At 50.1% G+C, this 15,016-nt stretch carries 11 protein-coding genes and 2 pseudogenes; 7 read left to right on the top strand and 6 right to left on the bottom strand.

Going from position 1 to position 15,016, the window contains the following annotated elements; genetic code table 11:
• Positions 1-61: 61 nt before the first annotated feature.
• From hemG to ATN88_RS00785, 3 genes are read right to left on the bottom strand one after another with little or no spacing between them, the layout of a single operon-like run.
• Positions 62-586: a menaquinone-dependent protoporphyrinogen IX dehydrogenase gene (hemG, locus tag ATN88_RS00795; RefSeq protein WP_067409969.1), complete on the bottom strand. Its 525-nt coding sequence runs from the start codon at positions 584-586 to the stop codon at positions 62-64.
• Positions 587-603: 17 nt separating this feature from the next.
• Positions 604-2,061, bottom strand: coding sequence for a TrkH family potassium uptake protein (locus ATN88_RS00790; protein WP_067409967.1), 1,458 nt, complete (start codon positions 2,059-2,061; stop codon positions 604-606).
• Positions 2,062-2,103: 42 nt separating this feature from the next.
• The gene (locus ATN88_RS00785; RefSeq protein WP_067409965.1) at positions 2,104-2,730 is read right to left on the bottom strand and encodes a YigZ family protein; all 627 of its coding nucleotides are present in this window, start codon (positions 2,728-2,730) and stop codon (positions 2,104-2,106) included.
• A 259-nt stretch (positions 2,731-2,989) separates the two neighbouring features.
• On the opposite strand from ATN88_RS00785, the pseudogene fadB reads away from it, so the two are divergent.
• The 3 genes and pseudogenes from fadB (at position 2,990) to acuI (ending at position 7,516) form a co-directional block, all read left to right on the top strand.
• A pseudogene (gene fadB, locus ATN88_RS00780) lies at positions 2,990-5,153 on the top strand (fatty acid oxidation complex subunit alpha FadB).
• 27 nt (positions 5,154-5,180) lie between these two features.
• Positions 5,181-6,344: an acetyl-CoA C-acyltransferase FadA gene (gene fadA / locus ATN88_RS00775; RefSeq protein ID WP_067409963.1), complete on the top strand. Its 1,164-nt coding sequence runs from the start codon at positions 5,181-5,183 to the stop codon at positions 6,342-6,344.
• A gap of 191 nt (positions 6,345-6,535) precedes the next feature.
• Positions 6,536-7,516 carry an acrylyl-CoA reductase (NADPH) gene (gene acuI / locus ATN88_RS00770; RefSeq protein WP_067409960.1) on the top strand — a complete coding sequence of 327 codons (981 nt, stop codon included), beginning with the start codon at positions 6,536-6,538 and terminating at the stop codon, positions 7,514-7,516.
• A 65-nt stretch (positions 7,517-7,581) separates the two neighbouring features.
• Here acuI and ATN88_RS00765 read toward each other — a convergent pair whose 3' ends face one another.
• Positions 7,582-8,523 carry a LysR family transcriptional regulator gene (locus tag ATN88_RS00765; RefSeq protein WP_067409953.1) on the bottom strand — a complete coding sequence of 314 codons (942 nt, stop codon included), beginning with the start codon at positions 8,521-8,523 and terminating at the stop codon, positions 7,582-7,584.
• A gap of 325 nt (positions 8,524-8,848) precedes the next feature.
• On the opposite strand from ATN88_RS00765, the gene tusA reads away from it, so the two are divergent.
• Positions 8,849-9,094 (top strand): sulfurtransferase TusA, encoded by a 246-nt coding sequence (gene tusA / locus ATN88_RS00760; RefSeq protein WP_067409950.1) that lies wholly within the window; start codon positions 8,849-8,851, stop codon positions 9,092-9,094.
• Between the two features lie 40 nt (positions 9,095-9,134).
• Here the strand turns inward: tusA and ATN88_RS00755 are convergent, their stop codons facing one another.
• Entirely contained in the window at positions 9,135-9,398 is a 264-nt protein-coding gene (locus ATN88_RS00755; protein ID WP_067409947.1) for a hypothetical protein, read from the bottom strand.
• 91 nt (positions 9,399-9,489) lie between these two features.
• Positions 9,490-10,046: pseudogene (locus ATN88_RS00750) on the bottom strand (TMEM165/GDT1 family protein).
• A 362-nt stretch (positions 10,047-10,408) separates the two neighbouring features.
• On the opposite strand from ATN88_RS00750, the gene glyQ reads away from it, so the two are divergent.
• From glyQ to ATN88_RS00735, 3 genes are all read left to right on the top strand, one after another.
• The gene (glyQ, locus tag ATN88_RS00745) at positions 10,409-11,326 is read left to right on the top strand and encodes a glycine--tRNA ligase subunit alpha (RefSeq protein ID WP_067409975.1); all 918 of its coding nucleotides are present in this window, start codon (positions 10,409-10,411) and stop codon (positions 11,324-11,326) included.
• A gap of 1 nt (position 11,327) precedes the next feature.
• Positions 11,328-13,394 carry a glycine--tRNA ligase subunit beta gene (gene glyS / locus ATN88_RS00740; RefSeq protein WP_067409945.1) on the top strand — a complete coding sequence of 689 codons (2,067 nt, stop codon included), beginning with the start codon at positions 11,328-11,330 and terminating at the stop codon, positions 13,392-13,394.
• 227 nt (positions 13,395-13,621) lie between these two features.
• Complete coding sequence (locus ATN88_RS00735) at positions 13,622-14,872, top strand: valine--pyruvate transaminase (RefSeq protein WP_067409942.1); 1,251 nt, start codon at positions 13,622-13,624, stop codon at positions 14,870-14,872.
• The last annotated feature ends 144 nt before the right edge of the window (positions 14,873-15,016 follow it).

Below are 15,016 nucleotides of genomic sequence, written 5' to 3'. Positions count from 1 at the left end.
CGGTTTTGTAAGGTTTTTTGCGAAAAACATCTCGTTCGATTACTTTTCGCTCAAAGTGGTGTTAAAGAGAACGAAAACGCTCAGAAAACTCGGTCACTTTGTCCCAATTCGTGTATTCCACTTCTTTTGTAGTATCGGTTTCACCACCCGTAATGCGCATAATGAACTGAATCATCACGCGATCGAAAAGTCGATAGCGCGGGTAATAGAGCGCGCCCGCGAAAACACCGATAAGTTCTGGCTGCCACGGAGAGAGCTTTAAGAACTTCTTCACATAGACACTTCCCTCTGGGGTGTCCTTTCCAGGCTTACGGGCGGTGAGGTTTACACAGAAAAAGGCCGCTTTCTTTTCTTTTAATATAGAAAGGTGTGTTTCTATAAATTGATAGAGCTTCTTATTTAAGTGGCCATAACGAATAGAAGCGCCAATCAAGACCTTATCGTAGTCAGCAAGGTTTACCGAAGACGCCGAATGAAGATCCACCAGCTCGCACTGATATTCGTCTGACAGCGTCTTTTCCATCGCACGCAGAATCTTAACTGTCTGCCCTTCGCGGCTTGAATGAAGTAAAAGTGCCTTTTTCATGTGTTTTCCTAAATTGATCAGCTTCGCCAGAACGTCGGCGTAAACAAGACAAGCAGCGTAAAGACTTCCAGTCGTCCAAATAGCATAGAGATAATCAGCACCCACTTCGCCGCACTGTTTACATCGCCAAAGTGAACCGCGACTTCACCAAGACCTGGGCCAAGGTTATTCAATGTCGCCGCAACGGCTGAGAAGGCAGTCAGTTCATCAATCCCTGTCGCGATAAGACAGAGCATACAAATGACAAACACCAATGCGTAAGCAGAGAAGAATCCCCACACCGCATCGACGACTTGTTGTGGCAGTGCTTTGTTTCCAACCTTGATGGTGTAAACCGCACGAGGGTGAACTAGACGTTTTAGCTCACGCGACCCTTGCAGTGACAAAAGCAGAATACGGATCACCTTCATACCGCCACCCGTTGACCCTGCGCAGCCTCCTATAAAAGAAGAGAACAGAAGAAGCACCGGAAGGAACAAAGGCCAGTCGGCGAAACTGGTCGTGGTGTACCCCGCCGTCGTCGATATCGATACGGTCTGGAAAATGGCTTGGTTGAATGCCTCAAACTCTGAGTCGTAAGTGCCGTGACTCATCAGCATCCAAAAGACAATCGCTAACAGGATAAGTTGGATAAGCACGAACGCTCTGAACTCTGGGTCTTTAAAGTAGAAGCCAGGGTGCAGTTTGCCACTCGCAAACGCTGCAAAGTGCAGCGAGAAGTTACACGCAGAGATAAAGAGGAAGAAAACCGTAATAAAGTTAATGGCCGGACTTTTGAAATAGCCAATGCTAGCATCATGGGTTGAGAACCCGCCAATCGCCACCGTCGAGAAACTGTGGCTGATGGCATCAAACACCGACATCCCCGCCAGCCAATACGCCGACGCACAAGAAACCGTTAATGCTAAATAGATGTACCACAGTGCTTTTGCCGTTTCGGCAATACGTGGGGTCATCTTGCTGTCTTTCACTGGCCCCGGGATCTCTGCGCGATAAAGCTGCATACCACCGATACCCAGCACGGGCAGAATTGCCACGGCGAGTACGATGATCCCCATACCACCAAACCATTGCAGAAGCTGGCGATAAAAGAGTACCGCTTTCGGGAGTTCATCGAGTCCCACGATAACCGTTGCACCCGTAGTAGTCAGACCGGAAAAGGATTCAAAAAATGCGTCGGTCACTGACATATTGGGTTGTTCGGAAAGCATGAAAGGAATAGAACCGGCACTGCCGATTACCGTCCAGAACAGGACAACGATTAAGAAGCCATCCCGCGCTTTAAGTTCATGCCTAAATCGCCGGTTTGGAAACCATAACAGGCCACCACCAGCAAGAAGTAGAAAGAAGGTAAGGACGAACGGGAAACCTTCCCCGTCTCGATAGATAAACGCCACCACAGCTGGAGCCAGCATGGTGATACTAAAAAGGGCCAGTAACAGCCCGACGATTCGAATGATTGAGCGAAATTGCATAGCCTAAAGCGGCTCTTCCTTATATTCAGGCTAGTGCCTGAATTATTGATTGTTATTTAACCCGGCTATGCTTACCTGACCTCGGGAGCGGTTTACTATTTCTTCCGCGATCTGATCGGCATTCCGTGCATCCACTTCCACTGTCATCACCACATTATGGCTGAATTCAGTATTAACCTGAACCGCGTTATGGGAAGCCAGTATAGATTCGATTAGTGCAATGTGAGGGTATTCACAGCTTACTGTGAACTGCACCGTAATTGCCTTCTCGTTTGTTACCAATTGTGTGAGTGCTTGTTGAACGCCTCCGCCATATGCCTTCACCAGCCCACCAGTACCCAAACGGATACCGCCATAGTAGCGCGTGACCACCGCAGTGATCTCGCCAACCCCACTGCCTGTTAGCTGCGCCAAGATAGGCTTGCCAGCCGTGCCTGAGGGTTCCCCATCATCACTGAACCCCCAACTCATCGAGTCTTCCGGACGGCCTGCGACAAATGCCCAGCAGTTATGACGCGCATCAGCATGCTTGGCTTTGATTTCTGCAACAAACGCCTTTGCGTTCTCAATGCCCGGTGTATGCGCCAAATAGGTAATAAAGCGGCTTTTCTTTATTTCTTCTTCTGCCACTACCGCTGACGCAGGGATCAGATAAGGAGCATTGTTCATACAGACCACCAAGTGATGAAAAGGGGCAGGATTTTAACACAGGAATTGCATCTCCCCTTATCTTGATTAACTACATTAATAAGAAACAGTTAACCTGCGCTTTCTCTCGATGGCAACACAAAATTCAAACAAGCGTTTAACATTTTTGTTGCCTTTTCGTTCAGAGCGGCTCAGACTAAAACTCTGGTCTAACCAGGATCTCACCCTACACAACGGTAAACCAAAACCAGACGAAGAGCTGGCAATACGGAGATAGAACATGATTTACCAAGGTGACACACTTTCCGTTCGCTATCTGGATGATGGTATTGCGGAACTGAATCTTGATGCACCCGGTTCTGTTAACAAATTTGATCTCGCGACACTCGAGAGCTTCAACGAAGCCCTGAATGCTCTGGCGCAACAATCAAATGTGAAAGCCCTGCTGCTAACCTCAGCCAAACCCGCCTTTGTGGTTGGGGCTGATATCACCGAGTTTCTCGGTTTGTTTGCAAAACCAGAAGAAGAATTGTCACAGTGGGTCACCCACGCCAATGACATTTTTAATAAACTCGAAGATCTGCCTTCCCGACCATTTCTGTGATTCGTGCTTCGCCTTAGGCGGCGGCTGTGAATGTATTCTTGCTACCGATTTCCGTATTGCTGATGCCACCGCGCGCATTGGTTTACCAGAAACCAAGCTCGGTATCATGCCGGGGTTTGGTGGCACCGTACGTATGCCTCGCCTTGTCGGTGCGGATACTGCGATGGAGCTTATCACTGCGGGTAAAGAAAGCCGCGCAGACGCCGCACTTAAGATTGGTCTGGTCGACGCCGTGACGGCACCAGAGGATCTTGAAGAAGCAGCTCTTGCTCTCGCCAAACAAGCCATTGAGGGCAAGCTTAACTGGCAAGCCCGCCGCGCACAGAAAAAAGCACCGCTACAACTGAACAAAATTGAAGCCACCATGAGTTTCACCATGGCCAAAGGCATGGTCGCGAAAGTGGCAGGTCCTCACTACCCTGCACCAATGACCGCGGTTGTCTCTATTGAAGAAGCGGCGCGCGCAGGCCGTGACGAAGCCTTGGTTATCGAAAACAAGCATTTCGTTAAGCTGGCGAAGAACGATGTCACTCAGGCATTGGTTGGAATTTTCCTTAACGACCAATACCTCAAATCCAAAGCCAAGCAAGCAGCTAAAGAAGGCAAAGCCACCAGCCGCGCAGCCGTCTTGGGCGCAGGTATCATGGGCGGCGGTATCGCCTATCAGTCTGCGCGCAAAGGCGTGCCTGTACTGATGAAAGACATCAGCCAAGCTTCACTTGAAATGGGCATGAAAGAAGCCTCCAAGCTGTTGAACAAGCAACTTGAGCGCGGTCGTCTGACGGGCGCCAAAATGGCGGACATTCTTGCCGCTATTACCCCAAGCTTGCATTACGCCGGTATTGAACAATCAGATGTTGTTGTCGAGGCCGTGGTTGAGAACCCGAAAGTGAAAGCCGCGGTGCTGAGCGAAGTTGAAGAGATTCTGCCAGAAGACGCCGTGCTCACCTCCAACACCTCTACCATTCCTATTGACCTGCTCGCGCAATCACTCAAGCGTCCACAAAACTTCTGTGGCATGCACTTTTTCAATCCGGTTCATCGTATGCCGTTGGTTGAAGTGATTCGTGGCAAAGACACCTCGGACGAAACCGTGGCGCGCGTGGTCGCATACGCGGCTAAGATGGGCAAGAGTCCTGTCGTGGTCAACGACTGCCCGGGGTTCTTTGTTAACCGCGTGCTGTTCCCCTACTTCGCAGGCTTTAGCATGCTGCTCAGAGATGGGGCTGACTTCACCAAAATCGACAAGGTAATGGAGAAGAAATTTGGCTGGCCAATGGGCCCTGCATACCTGCTTGATGTTGTCGGCATTGATACCGCGCATCACGCACAAGCGGTAATGGCGGAAGGTTTCCCAGAGCGTATGGCGAAAAGCTATCGCGACGCAGTGGATGTGATGTTCGAGTCCGATCGCTTTGGTCAGAAGAACGGTGTCGGTTTTTATAAATACTCCATTGACCGCAAAGGCAAGCCGAAGAAAGACGTCGATGCAGATGTGGCCGGCTTGCTGGCGTCTGTGCTTGGCAACAGCACCGATTACAGCGATGAAGACATCATTAACCGCATGATGGTGCCAATGATCAACGAAGTGGTTCGCTGTCTTGAAGAAGGCATTATTGCGACCCCACAAGAAGCCGACATGGCATTGGTTTACGGATTGGGCTTCCCTCCTTTCCGCGGCGGCGTATTCCGCTACTTAGACACCATTGGACTGGCAAACTATGTTGCAGTGGCCGATAGCCTTGCAAACCTAGGCCCAGCCTACGAAGTGCCGCAAGGCTTGCGCGACAAAGCCGCCAAAGGCGAAGGGTATTTCGATGCCCAACGACAGTCTGCCTAACCACAAGGATTTGAGAGGGAAAACAACATGAAAAACGTCGTGATTGTCGATTGTATTCGAACCCCGATGGGCCGCTCTAAAGGCGGCGCGTTTAGACACACCCGTGCGGAAGATTTGTCTGCGCACTTGATGGCATCGCTGCTGGCGCGTAACCCACAACTCGACCCCAATGACATTGAAGACATCTATTGGGGCTGTGTACAGCAAACCTTAGAGCAAGGCTTTAACGTCGCGCGTAATGCTGCGCTGTTGGCGGGCATTCCTCACTCTGTTGCTGCGACCACAGTCAACCGCTTGTGCGGCTCTTCCATGCAAGCGCTGCATGATGCGACGCGTACCATCATGGTTGGTGACGCAGATGTGTGTTTGATTGGGGGCGTTGAGCATATGGGCCATGTTCCTATGACCCATGGCGTGGACTTTCACCCAGGACTGTCAAAGTCTGTGGCAAAAGCGGCGGGCATGATGGGCCTGACCGCCGAAATGCTAGGACGCCTGCATGGTATCTGCCGTGAGCAGCAAGATGCGTTTGCAGCGCGCTCTCATCAGCGTGCGTATGCCGCTACGGTTGAGGGACGCTTTAAAAACGAAATCATGCCAACAGAAGCGCATGATGAGAAAGGCGGCTTGTTCTTGATGGAAAACGATGAGGTAATTCGCCCAGAAACCACGGTGGAAACCTTATCTGGCCTACGTCCTGTCTTCGACCCTGCCAATGGTACTGTGACCGCAGGTACGTCTTCTGCCTTGTCTGATGGTGCCGCAGCCATGCTGGTCATGAGTGAAGACAAAGCCAAAGCATTGGGTTTGCCTATCCGTGCCCGTATCCGTTCGATGGCGGTAGCAGGTTGCGATCCGTCCATCATGGGTTACGGTCCAGTTCCTGCAACACACAAAGCCATGAAGCGCGCAGGCGTGACCATGGATGACATTGGCATGGTTGAGCTGAACGAAGCGTTCGCTGCGCAATCTTTACCGTGTGCGAAAGACTTGGGGCTGCTGGATAAAGTTGACGAGAAGGTGAACCTAAACGGCGGCGCGATTGCACTGGGTCACCCGCTGGGTTGTTCAGGCGCACGGATCTCGACTACGCTTATCAACCTGATGGAGCACAATGATGTTGAGCTTGGTCTCGCCACCATGTGTATCGGGTTGGGACAAGGTATTGCGACCGTGTTTGAGCGCGTATAACGCACTTCGCACTGACAAAGCCGAGCACCCGCTCGGCTTTGTTGTTTCTGGCAAAGTAGAAACACTACGATATGCTTTGAACGCATAGATTAAATGAAATAGTTTCATTATTTTCATATGCGATTTCGCTCTACACTTTAAGCATATTGATTCTCAACCAATTATCTTCTTCCCCCTTCGGAGGACATGCCATGTTTAAGGCTCTCGTACTGGATCAAGCAGACAAAATCACCACATCAAGCATTCAAGAACTGGATGTCAGTCAATTGCCTGAAGGCGACGTACTTATCAATGTCGATTATTCATCACTGAACTATAAAGACGGTTTGGCGATCACAGGCAAAGGCAAGATCTGCCGCCAGTTCCCAATGGTGCCAGGTATCGACTTGGTCGGTACGGTTGCTAAGTCTTCAGATGACCGCTACACCGCTGGACAGAAAGTGGTTCTGACCGGTTGGGGTGTTGGCGAAGGTCACTGGGGCGGCATGGCACAAAAAGCGCGCCTGAAAGCTGATTGGCTGGTACCACTGCCAGAAAAACTGGCGGGTGACCAAGCAATGAAAATCGGTACCGCTGGCCTGACAGCCATGTTGTGTGTACAAGCACTACAAGACGCAGGCATCACACCAGAGAAAGGCGAAATCCTGGTAACTGGCGCGAGCGGCGGTGTAGGGTCTGTAGCGGTTACCCTTCTGGCACAGCTTGGCTACCAAGTGGTTGCAGTAACTGGCCGTGCAAGCGAAAACGGCGAATGGCTGAAAGCGCTGGGCGCAAGCCGCGTTGTTGAGCGCAGCGAGTTTGACGAGCCTGCACGTCCACTGGAAAAACAACTGTGGGCTGGTGCTGTTGATACAGTTGGCAGCAAAATGCTGGCAAAAGTGCTGGCGCAAATGGATTACGACGGCGCAGTAGCTGCGTGTGGTCTGGCAGGTGGTTTTGACCTTCCAACCACAGTGATGCCTTTCATTCTGCGTGGCGTGAAACTGTTAGGTGTGGATTCAGTGTACGCACCGTACGAGCGTCGCCAACAAGCATGGGCACGTATCTCTGATCTTCTGCCAGCAAGCTACTACCAAGACGGTTGTCGCGAAATCTCTTTGGAAGAAGTACCAGAAGCGGCAGAAGCCATCACTAACGGTCAAATCAAAGGCCGCGTGGTGATCAAGCTTTAATCTGGCTAACGCGAAACCTGAAAAGAAACGGAGCCTATGGCTCCGTTTTTGTTTGGTATGTATGACTAGATAAACCCCATGTCTTTAATCCGGCTCGAAATCAGGCGCCCACATTCTTCTTTGATGAGGTTACGTAGCCACATTTGCGCCGCAGAGTGTTCGGTTCTTGGGTGCCAGATCAGCGAGTAATCAAACGGTTTAAACTCAAACGGCAAAGGCTTAATCACCAAGTCATACTTTTCGCCCACCAAATAGGCCAAATCCGCCGGTACCGTGATAATTAACGGCAAGCTGTCGACCATGGCCACCGCCGCTTCCAAATGGTAGGCGCGCAGCGCAAGCTTGGGTTGAGGGTGACCACGCAGTGCTTCATCAATCAGGGCTTTTACACCATCACTGATCGCAATCACGGCATGGGGATACGTGAGGTAGTCGTCGAGCGTGAGGGTTTTGTCTGCCAAGGGATGATGCTTCGCGACCAAACAAAACACACTGACCAAGCCAAGAATATCGGATTGCAACGGATCAACCGGTCCCGTTGGACGGCAAATCGCCATGTCACACCCTTCGGTCGTGAGCTGTCTCATCAACTGATCGTGTTGCAGCGGCGCAAACTCCAGCGACAACCCAGGGGCTTCTTCATAGATACGCGGCAAAGCAAACGGCAAAATGGTTTGCATTGCATAGTCTGTCGTGGCGATTTTAAAGTTTTGCTCGCACTGCGCTGGGTCGAACTCTTCTGGCGATAACACAGTACACAACGCATCAAGCGGTGCGGTCAGAGACGCATTCAGCTCTAAGGCGCGTTGTGTCGGGATCAAATGCTGGCCGTGTCTTGTGAACAAAGGATCATTGGTTAAACTTCTTAAGCGACCAAGAACACGGCTCATGGCGGACTGACTGAGGTTAAGGCGCACTGCCGCTTTGCTGACACTGCCCTCCTCTAACAGCACGCGCAATGCGATGAGGAGGTTTAAATCACGACGATAGATATCTTCAAGTTCCATAGGTAGCCTAAGAAGTGATATGTTCAGCCATTATACCCACGGGCGTCTGATGCGTATCTATTTGTGAAATTGCCACCAAAGGCGAGCATCACAAACTGCAGGCAAAAAAAATCCCGCATTAAAGCGGGGAAGCCCAAGAAAACTGGGATGAGTGTAGTCGATGAGTGAGTTAGCCTAGCTGTTTGTCCGTACCGAGAGTCTTATCGAAGACCTCGTTAACAACTTGTTAAATAAATTACACAACATATTTACAATTCCAACCCCTGTTGATTATTTAGTCTTCATAAGTATGATCGGGCCGACGTTTTCTATGTGAAAAATGAATATGAGTTCAGAATTTGAAAATCCGGATCACTTTTTAGATGCTGAGGGACTGCGTTGCCCAGAGCCTGTGATGATGGTGAGAAAGACGATTCGTAACATGGCTGAGGGTGAAACCTTGCTAGTGACGGCAGATGACCCGTCAACAACGCGCGACATTCCAAGTTTCTGCCGCTTTATGGACCACACCTTGGTCGCACAAGACGCAGAAGCAAGTCCTTATAAGTACCTTATCAAGAAAGGCTTATAAGTAAAAAAGGCAGCCAAGGCTGCCTTTTTTCATTGTTCGACTAGTACGCGGAAGACTGTTCAACATCCGCCATCTTTCGCCTCAGCGACGCATTCTCTTGTTCCAGTTCGCGAAGCACTTTTTTCATGGGAAGCACATACCGTACTCGCACCGTGGCATCGATAGATAAGTAAGTGGTCACTATCGCACCTACCACCATTGGTTCCCACATATCCGTCAGAACCATACCCAATATATTGAGTGCTAACGCAGTGTGAAACAGCCAGAGTTGGCTTTTCGGGCTTATCGCGAGAAACCTTTCCATTTCGAGCTCCTTGGTCACGATGCTACTATCTTCACGCTACCACGAATCTCAACCCAAGGTTGTCAGTGCTATCACACTCCCCGTTACTGGCCTATCTAAGCCACCAGGTTGCGATTGCCAGCACGGCAAACAGCGCCGCAGTTGCATACCGTACGATATTTAGTGGTAACGCATTGGCGGCCTTTTTACCGAGCAATACCACTGGGACATTGGCAATCAACATACCTATGGTGGTGCCTATTACCACTGTCGTGAGCGCATCAGCATTTTGCGCACCCAACACCGTTGTTGCCACTTGGGTTTTGTCGCCAATCTCTGCGATAAAAAACGCGATAAAACTGGCCACAAACGGCCCACGGTTCGACACGCTTTCATCGTCATCCAATTTGTCTGGAATAAGCACCCAAAGTGCCATGACCGCAAAGCTGACAATCAAGACCCAACGCAATACGTCTGGCGTCAGATAGTCGGCAACAACCACACCCAGCCATGCAGCAACCGCATGGTTTAACAGCGTCGCAAACAAAATTGCCATGATAATCGGCATTGGCTTTCGGTAACGACTAGCCAATAACAAGGAAAGAAGTTGGGTCTTGTCACCGATTTCTGCCAAGCAACGGTGGCAATGGAAATTGCTAGCACGCTCATGATGTCTTCCAAGGGCGAGGTTTATTGTTCGATAACCATGACAAGACGCACGCCCCGCCCGGTTCGTGTTCGTTGTCATTGGTCTCGTCAAACTCACAGTCGTGTGTCGCCATTACCATGGAGCATTGAGGCTCCAACTATGTTGATAATGGCCTTGCTGGCGCAAGAGACTACTCCCCAAGAGCGAGCGCATTCTAGCCTTTCGCTGGTCTAAAAAACAACCCGCTGCCCCTTTGGCTTTCGACCCCCCTCTTAGCCTTGCATTTCAAAGGACAAAAAACCGCCATTACCCCTACTTATCCCAAGCCTTGCGCGCTATAATCGCGTGTTATTTTCTTTTCATTAACCGCGCGAACCTGACGATGCAAAAATTCGACGTTAAAACTTTTCAGGGCATGATCCTCGCGCTGCAGGATTACTGGGCCCAACAAGGCTGCACCATCGTGCAACCACTCGACATGGAGGTAGGTGCTGGCACCTCTCACCCAATGACTTGTCTGCGTGCAATTGGTCCAGAGCCAATCGCAGCAGCGTATGTGCAACCTTCACGTCGTCCGACTGATGGCCGTTACGGTGAAAACCCTAACCGTCTTCAACACTACTACCAATTCCAGACCATCATGAAGCCGTCTCCGGACAATATTCAGGAATTGTATCTGGGTTCGCTGCGTGTTCTGGGTATAGACCCAGAAGTTCACGACATCCGCTTCGTAGAAGACAACTGGGAAAACCCGACACTGGGTGCTTGGGGTCTTGGCTGGGAAGTATGGCTGAACGGTATGGAAGTTACTCAGTTCACTTACTTCCAACAAGTTGGCGGTCTGGAGTGTAAGCCTGTAACCGGTGAAATCACTTACGGTATCGAGCGACTGGCAATGTACATCCAAGGCGTAGACTCTGTTTACGATCTGGTATGGACTGACGGCCCGTTCGGCAAAGTGACGTACGGTGACATCTTCCACCAAAACGAAGTTGAGCAATCAACCTACAACTTCGAATACGCAGACGTGGATTTCCTGTTCACTTACTTCGACCAGTGTGAGAAAGAGTGTAAATCTCTGCTTGAGCTAGAGAAGCCTCTGCCACTGCCAGCGTACGAGCGCATTCTAAAAGCAGGTCACGCATTCAACCTGTTGGACGCACGTAAAGCGATCTCTGTGACTGAGCGTCAACGCTACATCCTGCGCATTCGCAACCTGACTAAGTCAGTTGCAGAAGCGTACTACGCATCACGCGAAGCTCTGGGCTTCCCAATGTGTAAGAAGGATGAGGAGAAGTAAGATGGCAAAGAATTTTCTGATTGAGCTGGGTACGGAAGAGCTGCCACCAACGCAACTTCGTACACTGGCTGAAGCGTTCGCAGCAAACTTCGAGCAAGGCTTGAAAGACGCTGAACTGACGCACGAAGGCGTAACCTGGTACGCGACCCCTCGCCGTCTGGCACTGAAAGTGGCAGCACTGGCTGAGCAACAAGCTGACAAGCTGGTTGAAAAGCGCGGCCCTGCGGTATCAGCAGCATTTGACGCTGACGGCAACCCAACCAAAGCCGCTGAAGGCTGGGCGCGTGGTTGTGGTATCACGGTAGACCAAGCTGATCGTCTGGCGACAGACAAAGGTGAATGGCTTCTGTTCAAACAAGAAGTCAAAGGCCAAAACAGCAAAGAAATCGTGGTTGCACTGGCTGACAAAGCATTGGCTAACCTGCCAATCGCCAAGCCAATGCGCTGGGGTGACAAAGACACCCTGTTCATTCGTCCGGTGAAAACCCTGACCATTTTGATGGGTGATGAGCTGATCGAAGGCACCATCATGGGTGTTGCTTCATCTCGCACCGTTCGTGGTCACCGCTTCATGGGTGAAGCTGAATTCACCATCGACAATGCGGATCAGTACCCTGCGATTTTGGAAGAGCGCGGCAAGGTCATGGCAGATTACGAAGCACGTAAAGCCCTGATCATTGCAGACTCTCAAAAAGCGGCTGAACTGGTTGGCGGTATCGCGGATCTGGATGACGACCTGGTTGAAGAAGTCACCTCTTTGGTTGAATGGCCAGTCGTACTGACAGCAACCTTCGAAGAAGAGTTCTTGAAGGTACCTGCAGAAGCACTGGTTTACACCATGAAAGGTGACCAGAAGTACTTCCCTGTTTACAGCGAAGACAAGCAACTGCTACCTAACTTCATCTTCGTGTCGAACATCGAGTCTAAAGAGCCTCGCCATGTTATCGAAGGCAACGAGAAAGTGGTTCGCCCACGTCTGGCTGATGCAGAGTTCTTCTTCAACACTGACCGCAAGCGTCCTCTGATTGATCGCCTGCCTCAGCTTGAAACGGCTATCTTCCAGAAACAACTGGGTACCATCAAAGACAAAACAGACCGCATCACCGAGCTTGCTGGCTACATTGCTGACAAGATTGGCACTGACGTTGAGAAAGCACAACGCGCAGGCCTGTTGGCGAAGTGTGACCTAATGACCTCAATGGTATTCGAATTCACCGACACCCAAGGAGTGATGGGCATGCACTACGCACGCCACGACGGTGAAGCAGAAGAAGTTGCAGTGGCACTGAACGAGCAATACATGCCACGTTTTGCTGGTGATGAGCTGCCAAGCAATGGCGTGTCATCTGCACTGGCAATGGCAGACAAGCTGGACACTATCGTGGGTATCTTCGGTATTGGCCAAGCACCTAAAGGTTCTGACCCATTTGCACTTCGCCGTGCTTCTCTGGGTGTGCTGCGTATTATCGTTGAATACGGTTACGATCTGGACCTGACCGATCTTATCGGTAAAGCCAAATCTCTGTTCGGCGACCGCCTGACTAACGACAAGGTTGAAGCTGACGTCATCGAATTCATGCTGGGTCGTTTCCGCGCATGGTATCAAGACGAAGGCCACAGCGTTGATGCTATCCAAGCTGTGCTTGCGATGAACCCAACTCAACCGGCTGATTTCGACAAGCGTGTGAAAGCGGTAACGCACTTCCGCTCATTGGATGCAGCTGAGTCTCTGGCAGCAGCGAACAAGCGTGTAGGTAACATCCTGGCGAAATACGACGGTGAGCTGTCTGACACCATCAACAGCGAACTGCTGGTTGAAGATGCAGAGAAAGCACTGGCTGAGAAAGTGACTGCAATGGTAGAGGCACTGAAACCTGTATTCGCAGCAGGTGACTACCAAGCGGCACTGACTCAACTGGCTGATCTGCGTGAGCCTGTTGATACCTTCTTCGACAACGTGATGGTTATGGCAGAAGACGAAGCACTGAAAGCGAACCGTCTTGCTCTGCTGAACACCCTGCGTAGCCAGTTTATGAATGTTGCAGACATCTCTCTGCTTCAGAAATAAACCGCAGTTGCTGACAAAAAAAGCCTCGCACATGCGGGGCTTTTTATTGCCTCAAAACTACCATCTCACCGCCTATGTTCCACGTGGAACATATCAATATTTCACGCTCAAATGACTGAAACTATCCTGCCCAATTATGTTCTAGAAATTGGTTTTAAAATGCGCAGAGGTTGGGGTATTGTGGAGCGAACACAACAAGGATTGAACAGCGATAAGGTTACGCATTCATGCAGTTTTCTAAGTTTGGCACCAAATTTTCTCACCACTCCGGCATTACCCAATTAATGGATGACCTCAACGATGGCCTAAGAAATCCAAATGCCATCATGCTCGGTGGCGGGAACCCAGCAGCAATTCCTGAAATGATGAACCACTTTGACGAGCTCACTCGTCGTATGCTTGATGACGGTTCACTTGTCGCTGCCCTCGCCAACTATGACGGCCCACAGGGTAAAACTGACTTTATTGCTGCGTTAGCTGACATGCTGAGCAAAACCTTGGATTGGGAGATTTCACCGAAAAACATCATGCTGACCAATGGTAGCCAGTGTGCATTCTTCTATCTGTTCAACCTCTTTGGCGGACAATATGACGATGGCAGCTTCAAGAAAATTTTGCTGCCGCTGACCCCAGAGTACATTGGCTATGCCGACTCCGGGCTTGACCCAGATATCTTCACCAGCTTTAAACCGACCATTGAACAATTGGATAATCGCCAGTTTAAATACCATGTGGACTTCGATGCGTTGGAGATTGATGACTCTGTCGCGGCGATCTGTGCCTCTCGTCCAACCAACCCAACAGGCAATGTGCTAACAGACGAAGAAATTGTAAAACTCGATAAGCTTGCACGTAAGCATGGTATCCCGCTTATCATTGATAACGCCTATGGCGTGCCCTTCCCTAACATCATCTTTGAAGATGTGAAGCCGTTTTGGAATGACAACACTATCTTATGTTCAAGTCTTTCTAAACTCGGTCTACCAGGCGTACGCTGCGGTATTATCATTGCAAGTGAAGACATCATCACCTCACTAATAAACATCAACGGCATCGTCAGTCTCGCGCCTTGTGGGGTGGGTCCTGCCCTCGCACTTGAGATGATCAAGACCGGTGATTTGTTATCACTGAGCGAAAATATCATTAAGCCTTTCTATCAAGATAAGGCTGAGCGTACAGTTCAAAAGCTGTTGGATGCTATCCCAGACTCGCGCTTTAAAATCCATAAGCCTGAAGGTGCCATCTTCCTTTGGCTATGGTTTGATGAACTCCCAATCACTACCAAAGAGTTGTATGCGCGATTAAAGCAACGAGGCCTACTGGTTGTTCCGGGGGAATATTTCTTCTTTGGCTCAGAGCTTGATTGGGAACATACCCATCAATGCCTGCGTATGAACTATGTTCAGGACGATGAGAAGATACAAAAAGGTATCGCGATTCTTGCTGAAGAAATCGAACGGGCTTACAACGAAGGTTAATGTTTCACGTGAAACACTAAGAGTTGAATGCTAAAACCTCATCAAGCCAGTTGCCACAAACAACTGGCTTTTTCTTTCGTTGTTTATCGACAATCATTTTTTAAGAGACACCTACCGGGCTCCTTTAGCGCTGTTGGTGTCGCT

It is taken from the genome of Enterovibrio coralii (assembly GCF_001559595.1).
GTDB classification, from domain to species: domain Bacteria; phylum Pseudomonadota; class Gammaproteobacteria; order Enterobacterales; family Vibrionaceae; genus Enterovibrio; species Enterovibrio coralii.
The sequence above is the reverse complement of the archived record's forward strand: the minus strand, read 5'-3'. Positions and strand labels throughout refer to the sequence as shown.

Coding starts and splice junctions, on each gene's coding strand:
- ATN88_RS00790 (WP_067409967.1), bottom strand. CDS start 2,061: ATGCAATTTCGCTCAATCATTCGAATCGTCGGGCTGTTACTGGCCCTT.
- ATN88_RS00735 (WP_067409942.1), top strand. CDS start 13,622: ATGCAGTTTTCTAAGTTTGGCACCAAATTTTCTCACCACTCCGGCATT.
- ATN88_RS00785 (WP_067409965.1), bottom strand. CDS start 2,730: ATGAACAATGCTCCTTATCTGATCCCTGCGTCAGCGGTAGTGGCAGAA.
- glyQ (WP_067409975.1), top strand. CDS start 10,409: ATGCAAAAATTCGACGTTAAAACTTTTCAGGGCATGATCCTCGCGCTG.
- ATN88_RS00765 (WP_067409953.1), bottom strand. CDS start 8,523: ATGGAACTTGAAGATATCTATCGTCGTGATTTAAACCTCCTCATCGCA.
- glyS (WP_067409945.1), top strand. CDS start 11,328: ATGGCAAAGAATTTTCTGATTGAGCTGGGTACGGAAGAGCTGCCACCA.
- acuI (WP_067409960.1), top strand. CDS start 6,536: ATGTTTAAGGCTCTCGTACTGGATCAAGCAGACAAAATCACCACATCA.
- fadA (WP_067409963.1), top strand. CDS start 5,181: ATGAAAAACGTCGTGATTGTCGATTGTATTCGAACCCCGATGGGCCGC.
- hemG (WP_067409969.1), bottom strand. CDS start 586: ATGAAAAAGGCACTTTTACTTCATTCAAGCCGCGAAGGGCAGACAGTT.
- tusA (WP_067409950.1), top strand. CDS start 8,849: ATGAGTTCAGAATTTGAAAATCCGGATCACTTTTTAGATGCTGAGGGA.
- ATN88_RS00755 (WP_067409947.1), bottom strand. CDS start 9,398: ATGGAAAGGTTTCTCGCGATAAGCCCGAAAAGCCAACTCTGGCTGTTT.